The organism is Bradyrhizobium sp. USDA 223, from assembly GCF_044909005.1.
Lineage (GTDB): Bacteria > Pseudomonadota > Alphaproteobacteria > Rhizobiales > Xanthobacteraceae > Bradyrhizobium > Bradyrhizobium yuanmingense.
Map to the genome: position 1 here is coordinate 886,173 of NZ_JBIYDR010000001.1, position 18,497 is coordinate 904,669.

General features: G+C 62.6%; 14 protein-coding genes and 2 pseudogenes. 13 read left to right on the forward strand and 3 right to left on the reverse strand.

Going from position 1 to position 18,497, the window contains the following annotated elements; all coding sequences use genetic code 11:
* Positions 1-78 precede the first annotated feature (78 nt).
* Complete coding sequence (locus tag ABIA40_RS03635) at positions 79-1,755, forward strand: N,N-dimethylformamidase beta subunit family domain-containing protein (RefSeq protein WP_404539162.1); 1,677 nt, start codon at positions 79-81, stop codon at positions 1,753-1,755.
* A gap of 109 nt (positions 1,756-1,864) precedes the next feature.
* Here the strand turns inward: ABIA40_RS03635 and ABIA40_RS03640 are convergent.
* Positions 1,865-2,569: pseudogene (locus tag ABIA40_RS03640) on the reverse strand (GntR family transcriptional regulator); the annotation flags it as partial.
* A 273-nt stretch (positions 2,570-2,842) separates the two neighbouring features.
* Between ABIA40_RS03640 and ABIA40_RS03645 the strand changes: the two are divergent.
* The gene (locus ABIA40_RS03645) at positions 2,843-4,069 is read left to right on the forward strand and encodes an aminotransferase class III-fold pyridoxal phosphate-dependent enzyme (RefSeq protein ID WP_404539165.1); all 1,227 of its coding nucleotides are present in this window, start codon (positions 2,843-2,845) and stop codon (positions 4,067-4,069) included.
* A 128-nt stretch (positions 4,070-4,197) separates the two neighbouring features.
* Positions 4,198-4,632, forward strand: a pseudogene (locus ABIA40_RS03650) (type III glutamate--ammonia ligase); the annotation flags it as partial.
* Between the two features lie 14 nt (positions 4,633-4,646).
* Here ABIA40_RS03650 and ABIA40_RS03655 read toward each other — a convergent pair.
* The gene (locus ABIA40_RS03655) at positions 4,647-5,750 is read right to left on the reverse strand and encodes a L,D-transpeptidase family protein (RefSeq protein WP_404539168.1); all 1,104 of its coding nucleotides are present in this window, start codon (positions 5,748-5,750) and stop codon (positions 4,647-4,649) included.
* Between the two features lie 553 nt (positions 5,751-6,303).
* Positions 6,304-7,164, reverse strand: coding sequence for a helix-turn-helix domain-containing protein (locus ABIA40_RS03660; RefSeq protein WP_057026658.1), 861 nt, complete (start codon positions 7,162-7,164; stop codon positions 6,304-6,306).
* Between the two features lie 211 nt (positions 7,165-7,375).
* Here ABIA40_RS03660 and ABIA40_RS03665 point away from each other — a divergent pair, with 211 nt between their 5' ends.
* The 10 genes from ABIA40_RS03665 to ABIA40_RS03710 all read left to right on the forward strand — a co-directional run bounded on the left by ABIA40_RS03665 (position 7,376) and on the right by ABIA40_RS03710 (position 18,491).
* Positions 7,376-8,953: an ABC transporter substrate-binding protein gene (locus ABIA40_RS03665; RefSeq protein WP_271544027.1), complete on the forward strand. Its 1,578-nt coding sequence runs from the start codon at positions 7,376-7,378 to the stop codon at positions 8,951-8,953.
* The gene (locus ABIA40_RS03670; RefSeq protein ID WP_271544029.1) at positions 8,950-9,951 is read left to right on the forward strand and encodes an ABC transporter permease; all 1,002 of its coding nucleotides are present in this window, start codon (positions 8,950-8,952) and stop codon (positions 9,949-9,951) included. Before ABIA40_RS03665 ends, ABIA40_RS03670 begins: the two co-directional genes overlap by 4 nt.
* Positions 9,951-10,784 (forward strand): ABC transporter permease, encoded by an 834-nt coding sequence (locus ABIA40_RS03675; RefSeq protein WP_271544031.1) that lies wholly within the window; start codon positions 9,951-9,953, stop codon positions 10,782-10,784. Before ABIA40_RS03670 ends, ABIA40_RS03675 begins: the two co-directional genes overlap by 1 nt.
* Positions 10,781-12,469, forward strand: a complete 1,689-nt coding sequence (locus ABIA40_RS03680; protein WP_404539173.1) for a dipeptide ABC transporter ATP-binding protein — start codon at positions 10,781-10,783, stop codon at positions 12,467-12,469. The genes ABIA40_RS03675 and ABIA40_RS03680 overlap by 4 nt, the downstream gene beginning before the upstream one ends.
* A complete protein-coding gene (locus ABIA40_RS03685; RefSeq protein WP_109142916.1) occupies positions 12,466-13,761 on the forward strand; it encodes an ArgE/DapE family deacylase in 1,296 nt (431 codons plus the stop codon). The genes ABIA40_RS03680 and ABIA40_RS03685 overlap by 4 nt, the downstream gene beginning before the upstream one ends.
* Positions 13,762-13,800: 39 nt before the next feature.
* Positions 13,801-14,436, forward strand: coding sequence for a pyridoxamine 5'-phosphate oxidase family protein (locus ABIA40_RS03690; protein ID WP_271544035.1), 636 nt, complete (start codon positions 13,801-13,803; stop codon positions 14,434-14,436).
* Positions 14,437-14,926: 490 nt separating this feature from the next.
* Complete coding sequence (locus tag ABIA40_RS03695) at positions 14,927-16,285, forward strand: ABC transporter substrate-binding protein (RefSeq protein WP_404539177.1); 1,359 nt, start codon at positions 14,927-14,929, stop codon at positions 16,283-16,285.
* A 123-nt stretch (positions 16,286-16,408) separates the two neighbouring features.
* Positions 16,409-17,332, forward strand: a complete 924-nt coding sequence (locus ABIA40_RS03700; RefSeq protein WP_404546151.1) for a carbohydrate ABC transporter permease — start codon at positions 16,409-16,411, stop codon at positions 17,330-17,332.
* Entirely contained in the window at positions 17,329-18,291 is a 963-nt protein-coding gene (locus ABIA40_RS03705; protein ID WP_036041947.1) for a carbohydrate ABC transporter permease, read from the forward strand. The genes ABIA40_RS03700 and ABIA40_RS03705 overlap by 4 nt, the downstream gene beginning before the upstream one ends.
* Positions 18,288-18,491, forward strand: coding sequence for a hypothetical protein (locus tag ABIA40_RS03710; RefSeq protein WP_157284013.1), 204 nt, complete (start codon positions 18,288-18,290; stop codon positions 18,489-18,491). The genes ABIA40_RS03705 and ABIA40_RS03710 overlap by 4 nt, the downstream gene beginning before the upstream one ends.
* The last annotated feature ends 6 nt before the right edge of the window (positions 18,492-18,497 follow it).

Sequence of the window (18,497 nt, forward strand, 5' to 3'; positions counted from 1 at the left end):
TGCAGCCTCGATTTCGGCCCAACATGCAAAGCCGCCATCTCGCCGCCAGAGATGGCTTTTCGAACCAGGGAGGCTGTCATGTCGGACAAGCCTGAGTTTCATCCGCCTGAATTGGGATCCGTCAATGTCGCTCCCCGCAAGGCGCGCCCGATGCATGCGGACGAGCACTGGGCCAGCCAGCCCTGGTATGAGGTTCCGCGCGGCGATCCCTCTGTTGCGGAAGTCTACACCTATACCGATGCGATGTCTTACGACCCGGGAGACGAAGTTGTCTTTCGCTCCTCGGCAACAGCAAAGGTCTGGCGGTTGCAGATCTATCGCGACGGTCTCGAGCCCGAGATGGTGCATGAGATCGATGTGCTTGACGGCGTGTTCGCGGCTACGCCGTCCGATGCCTATCGCAATGGCTGCAACTGGCCGGTCGCTCACCGATGGACGCTGCCGCCGGATCTGCGCTCGGGCTTTTATCGTGTGGTCTCGTCGTGCGAGCGAGCGAATGGGGCCCGCTTCATCCAGCACCATTTCTTCGTCGTGCGGCCGACGGAGAAGACGCGGCGCGCGAAAATACTGATGATCCTGCCGACGGGCACCTGGACCGCCTACAATGATTTTGGCGGTGCCAATCATTATTTCGGCGTCGAAGGTCCTGACAGCGACGAGCCGTCGCCGGTGCTGTCGCTGCAGCGGCCATGGACGCGCGGCATGGTCTGGCTGCCGTCCGGCGCACCGCGCATCTGCGCTGATCCCGCGCCCGAGATGGGCGACGCGCCCCGCTACCCGATGAAGGAGTGGGCCTTCTCCAACGGCTTTGGCCAGTATTACGCGGCGGCGGGCTGGGCCCAGTACGACCGGCATTTCGTGCTCTGGGCGCAGAAGGAAGGCTACGCGCTCGACATGATCACCCAGACCGATCTTCACTACCGGCCCGAGTTGCTCGACGCCTACCCCTGCGTCACCATCATCGGCCATGACGAGTACTGGACATGGGAGATGCGCGAGGCGATCGAGCGCTATGTGGAGGGCGGCGGGCGCCTCGCGCGCTTCGGCGCGAATTTCCTGTGGCAGATCCGGCTCGAGGACGACGGCAAGCGCCAAGTTTGCTACAAGTTCAAAGCCATCCACAAGGATCCGATCGTCGGTACGGACCGCGCGCGCCTGATGACGTCTGCCTGGGAAGATCGCAACGTCCGTTGGCCGGGCGCCTCGACGGTCGGCGTGAACGGCGCGCACGGCCTCTACGCATCCTGGGGCGGATTTGCGCCGAACGGCCAAAGAGGCTTTACGATCTATCGCCCGGAGCATTGGGCGTTTGCCGGCACGGGACTGCACTATGCCGACGTCTTCGGCGACAAGCAGCACATCTTCGCCTACGAGGTCGACGGGTTGGACTACACGTTCCGCAACGGTCTTCCTTTTCCGGTTCCGGTCGAAGGGCAGCCCGAGACCATCCAGATCCTGGCGATGGCGCCGGCCGTCCTGGCGGAAGACGAGCCGCAGGGTGAGGGCTTCCGCTACTACGTACGCAGCAGCGACCACGAAGGCCTGGTGGAGTGCATCACCGGCGAGGTCACGCCCGAGGGTCTGGCCCGCTACAAATACGGCTCCGGCATGATGGTGCACATGACCCGCGGCAAGGGCGAGGTGCTGACAGCCGCGACCTGCGAATGGGTGATGGGGCTGAAGCGCGGCGATCCGTTCACGCAGCGGATCACCCGCAACATCCTGGATCGCTTCACTGCGCCCCGTTCCGCGTGAGCAGCTTTCAACGACGCCTGGATTTCGCGCCTGCTGCCTTGGCAGCTGGCGCGGCGCGCGTCTTCGTCGCTTCAATCTCGACGTCGTCGTCGACGGCCGTCTCGGGAGTCATGAAGCGCGTACCGCCATGCTTTTCCAGTAACCGGACGAGATTCTGGCCACCCTCCATCATGTCGGCCTGGATCGACTCGCGAACCTTGTCCGGCCGGCGCTGCCGCAGATTCTTGAGAACCGACAGATGTTGGTGTTCGTTGGGATAGGTCGGGGGGGCGTGCGGGTAATGGAAATTCAACAGGGGTCCGTTCCGCATCCAGATATCGTCGAGGATGGCGAGCACTTCGGGAAGCCCCGATCCATCATAGAGACCGCGGTGGAATTGCCAGTTGGCGCGAACGGCGTCGGACCATCTATGCTCCTTCTCCGCGCTGATCAGCTCGCGGTGAGTGGCCTCCATCCTGTCGATATCGGCTTCCGAGATGCGCGTGGTTGCGTGCTCGGCGGCAAGTCCCTCGAGAAACAGCCTGACGGTCCTGAGCTCGATATACTGCTTGGCCGTCATGTGGGCGACCATAATCGAGCGTCCCGCCTGCATCTCGAGCGCGCGGCCGCGCACGAGCTGCATCAGGGCTTCGCGAATGGGCGTCTCCGACACGTTCATGGTCGCAGCAAGGTCACGGATCTTGAAGCGATGGCCCGGCCAGAACCGGCCTTCCATCAGCGCCTGGCGCAGATTGTTGTAAACCAGGCTTGTCAGGCTGTCGCGAGCCACCGGGCCCACGCCGCCCTCGCCAGGTCTCTGTTCAACGTCAACCATTCTCGGTCCCCGAAAGGTCTGGGCCGTTTCGGCTATCCGCGCCGACACGGGTTCGAATCCATTTCATATATAATATAGGAGATCGTTCTTGCGCGCCGACCGTCTGCGCTTCTTCTACGACAGAAACTTCAAGGTCCTCCCGAGACCCAAATTCGTCAGCTCGAAGTCGGGCTCCGCCAGCCGAGGTTCGACGGCCCGGGTCAGGCAAAGCAACAATCCCCTTGTAACCGAGAACATAATATATGATATATCAAAACTAAAGGAGAAGAAGGCATGCCGGAATTGATCAGGACAAGGGATGCTGCCCTGCGGGCGCGCGCCAAGAAGGTCGTGCCAGGCGGGATGTGGGGACATCTCCACGCGGCCAAGTTGCCCGAGACGTATCCGCAGTTCTTCAGCCGCGGCGAGGGCGGCGTGCTCTGGGATGTTGATGGTCACCGCTACGTGGACTTCATGTGCAGCTGGGGTCCCAACCTGCTCGGTCATCACCATCCCGAGGTGGAGGAGGCCGCCGAGCGTCAGCGGCGTGACGGCGACTGCCTCAATGGTCCGGCGGAAGTCATGGTCGAGTTGGCCGAGCTTGTCGTCGATATGGTGGCACATGCCGATTGGACGCAGTTTCAGAAGAACGGCACCGATGCGACGACGACGTGCGTCACGATCGCAAGGGCTGCAACGGGTCGGCGAAAGATCCTCGCCGCCAAGGGCGCCTATCATGGTGCCGTGCCGTGGTGCTCACCGTCGCTTCTCGGTGTGACCGCGGAGGATCGCGCCCATCTCGCATACTTCACATTCAACGACGTCGAGAGCCTTGAGGCGGCGGCCAACGCGGCGGGTGATGATCTTGCCGGAATTCTGATTTCGGCTTTCCGCCACGATCTCGGGGTCGACCAGGAACTTCCCACCGTAGAGTTCGCCCGTGCGGCGCGTCGCATCTGTGACAGCAAGGGCGCCGCGCTGCTCATCGACGAAGTTCGCGCCGGCTTCCGCCTGAATGCCGCGGGTAGCTGGGAAGGCCTTGGTGTCCGGCCCGACTTGTCCGCCTGGAGCAAGGCGATCGCCAATGGTTATGCCCTGGCGGCTGTGACCGGAGCCGATTGGCTGCGTCGTGCTGCATCCCAGGTCTTTGTCACGGGGTCATTCTGGGCCGGCGCCGTCGCCATGGCTGCTGCCGTCGCGACATTGAAGATAGTACGCAGGGACGATGTTCCGACCCGCCTCGGGCAGCTCGGACAAACGCTGCGTGATGGCCTCGAGACGCGCTCCCATCAGTTCGGACTTTCAATCCGTCAATCGGGGCCAGTGCAAATGCCGACGCTTTTGTTTGAAGGGGACCCGGACTATCGGAAAGGTTCGGCGTTTTGCAGCGCGATGCTTGCAAGAGGTGTCTACTTCCATCCCAAGCACAACATGTTCCTCTGCGCCGCCCATACCGAGGCCGACATCGCCGTTGCACTCGAGGCCGCGGAGCACGGCTTTGCAACTGTGGCGGCACTTTGAAGAGAATGATGGTGCGACGAATGCCCATGTTCGGTCGGATAAGCCCGTGGTGCGACCAGTAAATGATTGATTGTTCATTACCCGTCGCTGTCTCTTAATCAGCGGGTCGCTCGACGCGCAAGATTGCGAAGATCAACGCGCCGCGAACGGTCTCGGGCGCGACCTGGGCGCCGAACTCGGTCACCTACACTGGAAACAACCGAACCCACTTGATGCGAAGTCCCGAGGCCGGCCGTTTCGAGCTGCGGCTCGCCGACGGTGCTGCCAATCCCTACCTGCTGCAGGCCGCGGTTCTATCCGCCGGGCTCGACGACCTCAGCAACAAGCGAGATCCCGGAAAGCGACTCGACATCAACATGTATACCGAGGGGCACACCGTGACCTCGGCCAAGCGGCTCCCGATGAATCTGCTCGATGCCTTGCGAGCGCTCGAACACTCAAGCGTGCTGCGGGATCATCTCGGGGAGTTCGTACCCGCCTATCTCAAGCTGAAGTATGAGGAGTGGAACGACTACGCACGCCATCTGACCCAATGGGAGCGCGACAGCACTCTGGACTGTTGAGTCGCAACAGGTGTTCAGCACTGGCGCGATGGGAAGCCGGCACGCGCCGTATCACACACAGACGATCTGGAGGACCAGGTACCAAACCATTTGCTCGTCAACGAACCATCATTGTCGGTCCAGGGGATCGGTGGCAATTGCGGCAGGTAGGATGCATATGGCATCACTTTCGCAAGCGTCACCCTGCCCGGATACCGTGCGAGAAAAGCCTTGTTCATTCCGCCGTCCAATCCGCTGTAGATCGGGGCAACTGGCACGTTGTCTTCAAGCAATTGCGCGTACGCGCGCTCGTCGGCGCGCCGTTTTTCCAGCGCCCTTCGCGCGATTTCCGGATTGACGACAAAGGGAGGGCATTTCTCGATCGGATTGAACACGAGAGGGTGCGGCGAATTCGGGGAAGGTTGCGCATCGAACACATAGCGGCGGTTACACACATCCACTTTGGGTTCGAGTTGTGTCGTCTCGAAATGATCGTTGCCGACCTTGAGCATTTCCCAGAAGGGCAGGTTGGGATTGTTTCGATGGCGCGCCAGATTCACCGGTGTCAGGCGGAACGGGTAGGCTTGGACCTGGAACGATGTTCGGCCGCCGCGGAATGAGTCACGCGCCAGCGAATAGATCTCGCTGATCTGTTCGTCCGTCATGGCATAGCAACCGCTCGACCAGCAGTCGCCGTGGATCATGAGGAAGCTGCCGTTTCGCTTGTTTGCCCTGTCGAAGCTGTTCGGATAGCCGAGGTTGATCGAGAGATAGAAATTGGAGTTGGGGTTCATCAACTCAGGCGTAACTGTATAAAACCCTTCCGGAGCCTGTCGGTCGCCCTCGTACAATTTCGGCCCGAGATCGCCCGACCACCGGCAGATCGGATAGGTCTTCAGCAATTGGAAACGGCCGGCCGTGTCCTGCTTCCAGACTTCGAGCTCTGCCTCGTCCTTGAAGAGACGCACAAGGATAGGGGAATATTTCGGCATCTTCTTCTGTTCGAGCAGCGCGAGCAGCTCGGCCGGCAATTCCTGCGTCGCCTTGGCGGGCAGCGGCTTGCTGCTTTCGCCGAAGCATGTGGCAGGTGTCAAGGCAGCGGCAAAAGCCGCCGCCAGCACAATTGCGTGTCGGACCATGGCGCATATCACTGCTGTACCTCCAGCCCGCCGCGCGCCGCTATTTCTCAAGTCCGACGAACATCGTAGCCTCCTCGACCGACTTCCGCTCCGACACCATCGCATTCGCCGGAAAAGCCTCATCATTCTGCCCCCGATGTCGCCGAACCACCGGACGCTGTTTCAGCGGTTCGACGCCGCGTCCGGCGAGCACGCGAAGGCGCAACACAAGTCGTTCGATTGCAATACTATGGATCAATCGGACGACATCGTCTACGGAGTGCACGACCTCGAGGCAATGTGCTCTCCGCAAGCCTCGCCCGTTCGGCAGGCTCAGCTGAACTCGACCGAGAGGTGATCGCGCTGGTGCTCCGTACCTCGCCGGCAACTCCGGCAGGGCGCCAGGCGATCCATCACGGCGCCTGTACGCTTCAGCACGCGATGACACATCATGGTTCTGCTGCAAGATGGTCCCCGCTACCGGCGAACGCACACGCTGGCGCGACCACCATTACTACAAGATGGCTGTCTCAGCGCGGCTTTCATCTTGACGAACCGACGTCGTCGCTAGCGACTAGCGCAGCACGACTTCTTGATCTGTCCAGCGAAGATAATGCCGCGGTGCAGCGCCCAGCTCGCGCTTGAACATGGCGGCGAATGCGCTCGGGCTGTCATAGCCCACGTCCAGCGCTACGCATGTGACGGGTTCGCCTGCGCCCAGGCGTGCCAAAGCTTCCAGGAGCCGCACGCGTTGTCGCCACACTGAAAAGCTCTGACCGGTCTCGCGGCGGAACAGCCTCGTCAGCGTTCGCCGGCTGAGGCTGCATTTGTCTGCCCAGTCGTCGAGCGTGAGGTCCGAGGAGGGGTCGCCAAGCACTGCCTTACAGATCGCCGCAAGGCGGGGGTCCGGTGGCACCTGCACGTGAAGCGTCACCTCCGGCATGTGTGAGATCTCGGCGAGCAGGAGTTCGAGAAGCTTGCCGTCGCGTCCGTCCTGGTCGTAGGTCTGCGGCATCCGCACCGCCTCGTCCATCAGGGCTTCGACGAGCGAGGATGCGCGAATCAGGCGGCACGTCTCCGACGTTCCTCGTCGGCGATCAGGCGTGACATAGATCGTCTGGGCCTCGACTTCACCCCAGGCGCGCGACTGATGTACAACGCCGGCCGGAATCCATAAACCATGCCCGGGTGGAACCACGAAATGACCGCGCTCGGTCATCATCGCCGTGACGCCGGTGATCTGCAGGATGAACTGGTCGCGCCGATGCGCGTGCCGCGTGCTGGTGCTCTCGTTCGGATAAGTTGCGGTCATCGCGGCGACCGGCCGCGCGATCGTCTGAAGTTGTCCGGCATAGTTGGCGGCCGCTGCGGGGCCCTCCTGTTTGCTGCAGGTTCGCAATTCGCCAGTCACATCTCGCCGCGCTACGACTTTCACGTGTCGTGAACTCCCGATCCAAGTCCTTTTCTGCAAGGCTCTTATGCATCTTCCGGGCCAGATATGGCCCGATCGCGATGGTTCTTGTCCCCGATCAGGTAGCGCGGGACAGGGCGTTTGGCAACAATGCTCGCGCCGGTCAGATTCGTCAAAGCCGAATACGGCGTCTGGCAAGGTCCTTCTCACGCCGATATGCGACACGGAGAGCTCGATGAACAGACGCGAATTCACCCAGGCCATGCTGGCCGCCGGCGCCGCTATCCCCTTCGGCATCACGCGATCGGCCGGCCAGACCCGCGGTGGAACACTCAACACCATCATCCAGCCCGAGCCGCCGCTGCTGGTCACCGCCTTCAACCAGCAACAGCCGACGCTGACGCTCGGCGGCAAGATCTACGAGAGTCTTCTCAAATATAGCGCTGACCTCAAGCCGATGCCGGGCATGGCGCAGTCCTGGGAGATTTCGCCGGACGGGCTGACCTATACGTTCAAGCTGTTTCCCAACATCACCTTCCACGACGGCAAGCCGATGACGTCCGAGGACGTCGTGTTCAGCTGCATGAAGGTGTTGACGGAGACGCATCCGCGCGCGCGGCAGAATTTTGCGCGCGTCGCTTCGGCCGAGGCGCCCGATCCGCTCACCGTCGTGTTCAAGCTGAAGCAGCCCTTTGCGCCGTTCCTCGGCTGCTTTGACTGCACCTCGGCGCCGATCGTGCCAAAGCACATCTATGAAGGCACCGACTACCGCAAGAACCCGCTGAACGACAAGGCGATCGGCACCGGCCCATTCAAGCTGAAGGAATGGGTGCGCGGCTCGCATGTCCATCTGGTGCGCCATGAAGGATACTATCTGAAGGACCAGCCGTACCTGGATGAGATCATCTACCGCATCATCCCGGATTCGGCATCACGCGCGCTGGCGCTGGAGAACGGCACGGTGCAACTCGCGCAATGGACCGACGTCGAGTTCTTCGACGTGCAGCGATTCAAGGCGCAGAAGAACCTCGAAGTCACCACCAAGGGCTATGAGTATTTCGCGCCGCACCAGTGGCTCGAGATGAACAACCGTATCGCGCCGATGAACGACAAGCGCTTCCGGCAGGCGGTGATGCACCTGATCGACCGCGACGCGCTCGCCAAGCGGGTCTATTTCGGCAGCGCCAAGGTCGCGACCGGCCCGATCTCGTCCAAGACGAAATTCTACGACGGCAAGGTCAAGCGCTACGACTATTCGATCGACAAGGCCAAGGCGCTGCTCGATGAGATGGGGCTCAAGCCCGACACCAACGGCAAGCGCGCTGAGATCAAATACATCGTGCCGCCTTACGGCGAATCCTATCAGCGCGCCGGCGAGTTCTTCCGCCAGAGCTTTGCCCGCGTCGGCATCGATCTCGTTCTCGTCGGCACCGACATGGCCGGCTGGGCCGAGAAGGTCGGCAACTGGGACTATGAGATGACCCAAAACCTGCTCTACCAGCTCGGCGATCCCGCGCTCGGCGTCTCCCGCACTTACGTGTCGTCGAACATCAAGAAAGGCATCCTGTTCTCGAACACCGAAGGTTATTCCAACCCTGAGGTCGACAGGCTGTTCGACGAGGCCGCCGTCACGCTCGACGAGGCCAAGCGACTGGAGCTATATTCCAAGGTGCAGCAGATCCTGGTCGAGGACGTGCCGGTCGCCTGGACGCTGGAGCTCGAATATCCCATCATCTACGACAAGGCGTTCAAGAACATCGTGTCGACCGGCATCGGCTCGCACGAAACTTTCGGGTCGGTCTACAAATCGTGATCCGTCTCGGCAGCGCGGCGACGATCGGGCTGATGGCACTGAGCCGGATTGCCCAGCTCCTCGCCGTCATCCTCGTCATCGCCACTTTCAACTTCGTGCTGGTGCGGGCCGCCCCTGGCGATCCCGCCCAGGTCATGGCCGGCCAATCCGGCGCGTCCGATCCGAAGCTGCTGGAAGATCTGCGCAAGGAATATGGGCTCGACAAGCCCTACGCGGTGCAGCTGGCAAGCTATCTCGGCCGCGTCGTCAGGCTCGACCTCGGCTATTCCTACCGCCAGCGCCGCGCGGTGGTCGATCTCATCCTGGAACGGCTGCCGGCGACGCTGCTGTTGACGGTGACGGCCTTCTGCCTCGCGCTGCTGATCGGCACGACCCTCGGCGCGCTCGCGGGGCTGGCGGCGGGCAGCGTGCTCGATACGGTTTTCACCGTGCTGTCGCTGGTGCTTTATGCGACGCCGGTGTTCTGGCTGGGGCTGATGCTGGTGCTGGTCTTCTCCGTGACACTCGGCTGGCTGCCGCCGTTCGGTTACGAGACCATCAACGTGAAGCTCTCGCCGCTGGAGCATGTGCTCGACATCGCCAAGCACATGATCATGCCGGTGACCTCGCTGGCGGCTATCTATCTCGCGATCTATGCCCGGCTGATGCGGTCCTCGATCATCGAGGTCGCCCAGCAGGACTTCATCAAGACCGCGCGCGCCAAGGGCCTGTCCGGGCCCAGCATTGTGGTCGGCCACATGCTGCGCAACGCGCTGGTGCCCGTCGTCACCGTGGCCGGCATGCAGGCCGGCGCGCTGGTCGGCGGCGCCGTGGTCATCGAGACGGTGTTCGCCTGGCCGGGCCTCGGCCGGCTGACCTTCGATGCGCTGCTCCAGCGTGATTATCCCGTGCTGCTCGGCATTTTTCTCATTCTGTCAATCGTGGTCATCGTGCTCAATCTGCTGACCGATCTGATCTACAGGCTGATCGATCCCCGCATGACGACAGGAGCTGCGTGATGGATGCGGCTCGCGCCTTCCTGCGTCATCCTAGCGGCATGGTCGGCCTCGTCGTGCTGCTTGTCGTGGTCGTCATCGCGCTCATCGCGCCCATCGTCTTTCCGGTCTCGCCCTGGGAAATGGTCAGCGCGCCGTTCACGCCGCCCGGCGAGGACGGCCTGCTGCTCGGCGGCGACACGCTCGGCCGCGACGTTGCGGCCGGTGTTGCCTATGGTGCCCGCGTGTCGCTCGTCATCGGCATCGCCTCGGCCATGGCGGCTATGGTGATCGGCGTCACGATCGGCGCAATCTCCGGCTATTTCGGCAGCAAGGTCGATCTCGTGCTGATGCGGGTGACCGAGCTGTTTCAGACCATCCCCGCTTTCGTGCTCGCGATCCTCTTGGTCGCGACCTTCAACCCGTCGCTGCTGACGATCATCCTGACCATCGGCGCCGTGAGCTGGCCGCCGCTGGCGCGGCTCACCCGCGCCGAGTTCCTGCGCCTGCGCAATCGTGAGTTCGTCGAAGCCGCGCTGTGCCAGGGCGAGAGCACCTTGCAGATCGTGCTCGGCCATATCCTGCCCAATGCGATCTCGCCGATCCTGGTCGTGACCTCCCTGACGGTCGCCACCGCCATCCTACTCGAAAGCGCGTTGTCCTTCATGGGCCTTGGCGATCCCAATCTGATGTCCTGGGGTTTCATGATCGGAGCCGGCCGCACCGTCATCCGTAATGCCTGGTGGATGAGCGTGTTTCCGGGGCTCGCGATCCTCATCACGGTGCTTGCCATCAACCTGTTCGGCGAAGGTCTCTCCGATGTGCTCAATCCGCGTGTATCGAGGCGCCGGTCATGAGCGAGGCCGTGCAAGCCAAGGCACCCGTTCTGTCGGTCGAGGGGCTCTCGATCGCGCTGCCCGAAGGCGGCGATCGCCCGTTCGCGGTCGAGAACGTCTCCTTCGAGGTCAAGCCCAACGAGGTCGTCTGTCTCGTCGGCGAGTCCGGCTCGGGCAAGTCGATGATCGCCCATGCGGTGCTGTCGCTGCTGCCGAAGGGCGTCAATATTGCCGCGGGCGCCGTGACTGTCGCAGGACAAGATCCGGCAAAGCTCGACCGGCAGGCGCTGCGCCGCCTGCGCGGGGGCGAAGCCGCGATGATCTTTCAGGAGCCGTTGTCCTCGCTGAACCCGCTCAAGCGGGTTGGCAGGCAGATCGAGGAGATGATCCTCACCCATCAGAAGCCGATGCCGTCGACAATCGAGGTGCACGAACGCGTGCAGCAGCTCCTGACGCAGGTCGGCCTGCCAAATCCAAAGCTGCTTGAGAAGAGCTATCCGTTCGAACTGTCCGGCGGCCAGCGCCAGCGCGTCATGATCGCGATGGCGATGGCCAACCGTCCGGCGCTCCTGGTCGCTGACGAGCCGACCACAGCGCTCGACGTCACCACCCAGCGTCAGATCCTGCGCCTGATCGACGATCTCCGACGCGACCGCGGCATGGGCGTGCTGTTGATCACCCATGATTTTGGCGTCGTTGCCGATGTCGCCGACCGCGTCGTGGTGCTTCGTCACGGCAAGGTGGTGGAGCAGGGGACGGTCGAGGAAGTCCTGCGCAGTCCTAAGGCTGACTACACCCGCGAGTTGATCGATGCCGTGCCGAAGGCGCGGCTCGACGAGATCCGCCGCACCGCGGTCCATCCTACACCGCTGCTCGAAGTCATCGGTCTTGAGAAGACATTCCGGGTCAAGCGCGGCCTGTTGCAGCCGCCGCGCGAGGTCGTCGCGGCCGACGGCATCTCGCTGACCTTGTACGAGGGCGAGACGCTCGCCGTCGTCGGCGAATCCGGGTCCGGCAAGTCGACGCTCGGGCGCATGATCATGCGTCTGACCGAGCCGGATGGCGGTGTCATCCGCTTCAACGGCCAGGATCTGCGCCAGCTCCGCGGCGAGGCGCTCCGCCAGGCGCGAAAACAGCTCCAGATCGTGTTCCAGGATCCGTTTGCGAGCCTCGATCCGCGCCAGAAGGTCGGCGATGCCATTGCGCGCGGACCGATGGCCTTTGGCACGTCGCGCACGGAAGCGATGGAGCAGGCGAGGAAGCTGCTGGTGCGAGTTGGCCTCAACGCCGTCGCCGCCGATCGTTACCCCCACGAATTCTCTGGGGGCCAGCGCCAGCGCATCTGTATTGCGCGCGCACTGGCACTCAAGCCGCGCGTGCTCATCGCCGACGAAGCCGTGTCGGCGCTTGACGTTTCCGTCCAGGCTCAGGTGCTGGCGCTGCTTGCCGAGCTCCGTCAGGAGATGAAGCTCGCCATGATCTTCATCACCCACGACCTGCGGATCGCCGCCGAGATCGCCGACCGCGTCATCGTGCTCCAGAAGGGGCGCATCGTTGAAGAGGGCGCGACCGCGGACGTTTTCACGGCCCCTCAAGCCGCCTACACACGCGACCTGCTCGATGCGATCCCGGGCCGCGATTTCTTTGACCAGCCGGGCTTTGCCAGCGTGACCGGCACACTAGCGACAGCAAGGATGAATTCATGACCGACAGCCGTCCCCTTCCAGCCGGCGCGCGCGAGCGCATCGAGGCCGCTGTGGATGCCGCCTTCGACGAGCAGATCGACACCACGATCGCGTTCACGGCGATCCCGAGCACGCGCGCGGCGGAGGCGCCCTGTCAGGACATGTTCGCAAAGCTGTTGCGCGATCGCGGCTACGAGGTCGATGACTGGGTCATCAACCAGGACGATCTGAAGGCGCTGCCGGGCTACGGTCCGGTCGAGACCGATTTCTCGCGTGCCCGCTCCGTCGTCGGCACCTTCCGGCCGGCCAGGGAAGAGGGCCGCTCACTGATCCTTCAGGGCCATTGCGACGTCGTGCCGGCAGGTCCGCTCGACATGTGGGAGCGGCCACCGTTTCAGCCGGTGGTCGAGAACGGTTGGCTCTATGGTCGCGGCGCCGGCGACATGAAGTCCGGTACCATCTCGGCGCTCTACGCGCTCGATGCGATCAAGGCCGCGGGCTACAGGCCCAAGGGCCGCATCCACCTGCAATCGGTGATCGAGGAGGAGAGCACCGGTCTCGGCGCGCTCTCCACACTTCAGCGCGGCTATCGTGCAGATGTCTGCATCCTGCCCGAACCGACCGACGAGAAGCTGATGCGTGCCCAGGTCGGCGTGATCTGGTTCCGCCTGAAAGTGCGCGGGATACCAGTCCATGTCGCACGAGCCGGCACCGGCTCAAATGCGATCAAGGCTGCAATCCACCTGATCCAGAAGCTCGAAGGTCTCGAGGCCGAATGGAACGAGCGCGCCAAGACGCACCCCTCGTTCAAATCGGTCGAGCATCCGCTCAACTTCAATCCTGGAATCATCAAGGGCGGTGACTGGGCCTCCAGCGTGCCCGCCTGGTGCGATGTCGATTGCCGCATTGGTGTGCTGCCCGGCTGGAAGATCGCCGACGCCCAGGCCGAGATCGTGGATTTCGTCGCCAAGGCGGCGCGCTCGCATCCATTCCTCGCCAACAATCCGCCGGAGATCGTCTGGTCCGGCTTCCTGTCGCCGGGCTACGAGGCGACGGAGATTCAGGAAAGCGAGGCGGTTCTCGCTCCGGTCTACGAGCATGTGTTCGGCCGCAAGCTGACCAGCTTCTCATCAACCGCACTGACCGATGCGCGCTTCTATGGTCTCGATTTCGGCGTGCCTGCGTTTTGCTTCGGCGCCACAATGGAAGGCGCGCACGGCTTCAACGAGCGCGTCGATCTCGCCTCGGTCAAGCGCGTCACCAAGGCGCTTGCGCTGTTCACCGCGAGCTGGTGCGGCATCGAGGCCAATTAGCCGAAAGAAGAAACTCACCGCAAAGAGGGAGGTTCGCGAATGGACAGCCAGGGTGCAGGCGGCAAGCCGCCGGTCAAGACGCTAGAGGATCTGCGCGCGCATTTCGGGCAGCTCAGCCCGCTCGCCGAGAAGAAGGTCCTCAGCCATCTCGACAGGTTCTGTCGCGACTTCATCGCGCTCTCCCCGTTCCTCGTCCTTGCCACCAGCGACGGCAACGGTCATGCCGACGCAAGCCCGCGCGGCGATGCGCCGGGCTTCGTCGCCGTGCTCGACGACAAGACGCTGCTGATCCCGGACCGGCGCGGCAACAACCGCGTCGACACCTTCGGCAATATCATCGCTTCCCCCGGCATCGGCCTGATCTTCCTGGTGCCGGGGATCAACGAGACCCTGCGCGTCAATGGCCGCGCCGAGATCTCGCAGGATGCCGAGCTGTTGACGCCGCTCGCGGTGCAGAACGTGGTCCCAATCATCGGGCTGAAGATCCATGTCGAGGAAACCTATTTTCATTGTGGCAAGGCGCTGATGCGCTCGAAGCTCTGGAATCCGGCTGCTCAGGTCGAGCGCAACAGTTTCCCGACGCTCGGCCGGATCATCGCCGAGCAGACTGTCGCCATCGCGGTCGAAGAGGCCGAGAAGACGATGGAAGAAGGATACCGTACGAGGCTCTACTAGTCCGAACGGAGCGGCATCGTCAGCTTTCGGACGATTAGGCGGCTCCTCGCGCCCGCTTCATTGAACATTCAGTAAAGTAGTTTGCTAAACACGCGGCTATGGCCGACCTTCCTGCTCTCCTGTTGTTCGGGTGGGCTGGATTCTCCTGCCGGGCGACATCGGCGATCGCATTCGGCAAGATCTTCCGGCATTTTCGCTGCGACTGCGAACATCCCGCTTGCGCGCCAGCGCCGCGGGTCTTTCGCCGGACTCGCGACAAACGAGGCTTGACGATCTCCGAAATTTAGTAATACGTTTAGTGTTACAAAAAACTAAACATCACGCATCGGGCCGATGTGTGGGAGGAGCCCAAGCCATTCCGGAGCCATCTCCGGAAGCGGCCCGTCTCGTCCTTCACTCATCGTTCCTCAAACTCGGTTTCAGGGTCTTGGCGTCGTTCCGGCAGGACGCGCCAAGCGGGTCAGATGCTTCAACGAGAGAGGAAACGGATATGCGGACATTCAATTGGTTGAGAGGCTCGGCGGCCACCACGGTTCTTGGGGTGGCCCTGCTGGGGGGATTTGGCGGAGGCGAAGCTGCGGCCCAAGGTAAGCAGCTCACGCTGTGCTGGGCGGCATGGGATCCAGCCAACGCGCTGGTCGAGCTCGGCAAGGACTTCACCAAGCAATCCGGCATCGAGATGAAATACGAGTTCGTCCCGTGGACGAGCTATGCCGATCGCTTCCTCAATGAGCTCAACTCCCACGGCAAGCTCTGCGACCTGATTATCGGCGACAGTCAGTGGATCGGCGGCGCGGCCGAGAACAAGTGGTACGTGAAGCTCAACGATTTCTTCGGCAAGGAGAAGATATCGATGGACGACTTCGTCCCGGCGACGGTCGTCGGCTATTCGCAGTGGCCGAAGAACTCGCCGAACTATTGGGCGCTGCCGGCCATGGCGGATGCGGTCGGCTGGACCTATCGCAAGGACTGGTTCTCGCGCCCGGATATCCAATCGGCGTTCAAGGCGAAGTACGGCCGCGATCTGGCGCCGCCGAGGACCTATGACGAGTTGAAGCAGATCGCGCAGTTCTTCCAGGGCCGCGAGATCGACGGCAAGAAGGTCTATGGCGCCTACATCTTCACCGAGCGCGGCTCCGAAGGCATCACCATGGGCGTGACCAACGTGCTCTACAATTACGGCTTCAGCTACGACAATCCCAAGAAGCCGTACCAGATGCAGGGCGTCGTCAATTCGGCCGACGCCGCCAAGGGGCTCGAGTTCTACAAGGAGCTCTATAAGTGCTGCACGGCGCCGGGCATGACCAACGCCTACATGCAGGAGGGGCTCGACGCCTTCAAGTCCGGTCAGGTGGCGATGCAGATGAACTGGTTCGCCTTCTTTCCCGGCCTCTACAAGGATCCGAATGTCGGCGGCGACAGAATAGGCTTCTTCGTCAACCCGTCCGGGCCGAACGGACACTTCACTCAGCTTGGCGGGCAGGGGATCTCGGTGGTCGCGACCTCCGACCGCAAGGACGACGCGCTCGCCTACATCAAATGGTTCGCGCAGCCCGCCGTGCAGCAGAAGTGGTGGCAGCTGGGTGGCTACTCGGCGCTGAAGGCCGTGGTCGACGCACCAAACTTCCCGAAAAGCGCGGCGTTCGCGCCTCAGTTCCTGGAGTCGATGGGCATCGTCAAGGACTTCTGGGCCGAGCCATCCTACGCCCAGTTGCTGCTCGACATGCAGAAGCGTGTGCATGACTACGTCGTCGCCGACAAGGGCACGGCGCAGCAGGCGCTCGATCTCCTCGTCAAGGACTGGACCAAGGTCTTCAAGGAGCAGGGCAAGCAGGTCGCCTCGCAATAGGCCGTAGGCCTCGCGTCGACGAAACGGTACCCCGGGGCGTGTGCGCCTCGGGGAACCCGAGCCAGCCAGCCGATGGACAAGATGACCACGATCCTTCAACCTGACGATGCTACGTTTCCCGGCATGAGCGAGCCCGCCAAATCCCGCACCGGGCGACCTGTCCGCGGACTGTCGGACCGAACAATCGCATGGCTGTTCGTGGCGCCGACGATCGCGCTGTTGCTGGCGATCAACATCTTTCCGCTGCTGTGGATGATCCGGCTGTCCTTCACCAGCCTCAATCTCAGCATGTCCTATCTGCCGCTGCGCTTCGTCGGCCTCGACAATTTCACTGACATCTTGACCGACGAGGACGTCTGGTTCCGGCTCCAGACCACGGCGCAATTCGTGATCTGGTCGGTGGCACTGCAGGTGATCATCGGCTATGGCCTGGCGCTGTTGATCAACCGCCAGTTTCGCGGTCACAGCTTCTGGACCACGATCATCCTGCTGCCGATGATGCTGTCGCCGGCGGTGGTCGGCAACTTCTGGACGCTGCTGTTGCAGCCGCAGATCGGGCCATTCAACTACGTGATCAGCCTGTTCACCGGCGTGCCGCCGAGCTCGTTCAGCATGACCGGGCAGGTCTCGCTCGCGCCCTGGACCATCGTGCTGGTCGACACCTGGATGTGGGCGCCCTACGTCATGCTGATCTGCCTCGCCGGGCTTCGCTCCATACCCGACTACATCTACGAGGCGGCCGAAGTCGACCGCGCCTCGGCCTGGCGGCAATTCTGGTCGATCACGCTGCCGATGACCTTTCCATTCCTGATGCTCGCCGTGCTGTTCCGCGCGATCGAGAACTTCAAGATGTTCGACATGGTCAATCTGTTGACGTCCGGAGGCCCGGGCTCGACCACCGAGCTGGTGTCGATCACGCTGAAGCGCGCCGCGTTCGAGAAATGGCGTACCGGCTATTCCAGTGCACTCGCCATCATCCTGTTCGTGACCGTGTTCGGTGCGGCCAACATCTACGTCAAAGCCCTCAACAAGGTGAAGCAACGATGACCGCCGCCCTCACCAAGTCCACCGCGCACTCCATTGTCGAAGCGTCGCCGCGCGCAAAGATGGTGGCGGGTGGCCTCGTCATCCTCTACGCCGTGATCACGATCCTGCCGCTGGTCTGGATCGTCGCCACCGCCTTCAAATCGCAGAGCGACGCGATCGCATATCCGCCCAAGGTGATCTTCGAGCCGACTCTCGAAGGCTTTGTGAACCTGTTCACTGTGCGCACCCGGCAGACGCCTGACTTCATCGCCAAGCTGCCGCCGCCGGAGACGTGGTACGACAAGCTCGTGCGCCAGCGCGACATGGTCATTGCCGGACCGTCGAAGGTCGTGCCGCGTTTCGTCAACTCGCTGATCATCGGGTTCGGCTCGACCTTCCTGGCCGTCTTTCTCGGCACGCTCGCGGCCTACGCTTTCTCGCGCTTCCGCATTCCCCTGGCTAACGACCTTCTGTTCTTCATTCTCTCGACGCGCATGATGCCGCCCGTTGCGGTCGCAATCCCCATCTATCTGATGTACCGGCAGCTCAATCTGACCGACACCAGGCTCGGAATGATCCTGCTCTACACTGCCGTGAACGTCTCGCTCGCGGTCTGGCTGCTCAAGGGATTCATCGACGAGATCCCGCGCGAATACGAGGAGGCCGCTCTTGTTGACGGCTACACGCGGCTGCAGGCGCTGCGCAAGGTTGTGTTGCCGCAAGCCGTCACGGGTATCGCAGCCACCGCGATCTTCTGCCTGATCTTCTCCTGGAACGAATATGCCTTCGCGGTTCTCCTGACCAGCGGCGAGGCGCAGACCATGCCGCCCTTCATCCCCTTCATCATCGGGGAGGGCGGGCAGGATTGGCCGGCCGTTGCCGCGGCCACCACCCTGTTCGTCGTGCCGATCGTCCTGTTCACCGTGTTGTTGCGCAAGCACCTGCTGCGCGGCATCACCTTCGGAGCTGTGCGCAAATGAGCGGTTCTGCTGCAATCGCCAAAGGCGTGGTCTCTCGCTGGTTCCGACGCGGACCCTGGGAGACGGCTGCCATGACCCTGATCGGGGGAGGCATCGTCATGCTGGTGCAACCCTGGTCGATCGATCTCTACAGCTATTCCTTCGTGACGATCCTCGCCGGTACGCTCGGCTACGTCGTCGTGAGCCATTTTCCGGAATAGGGCGGC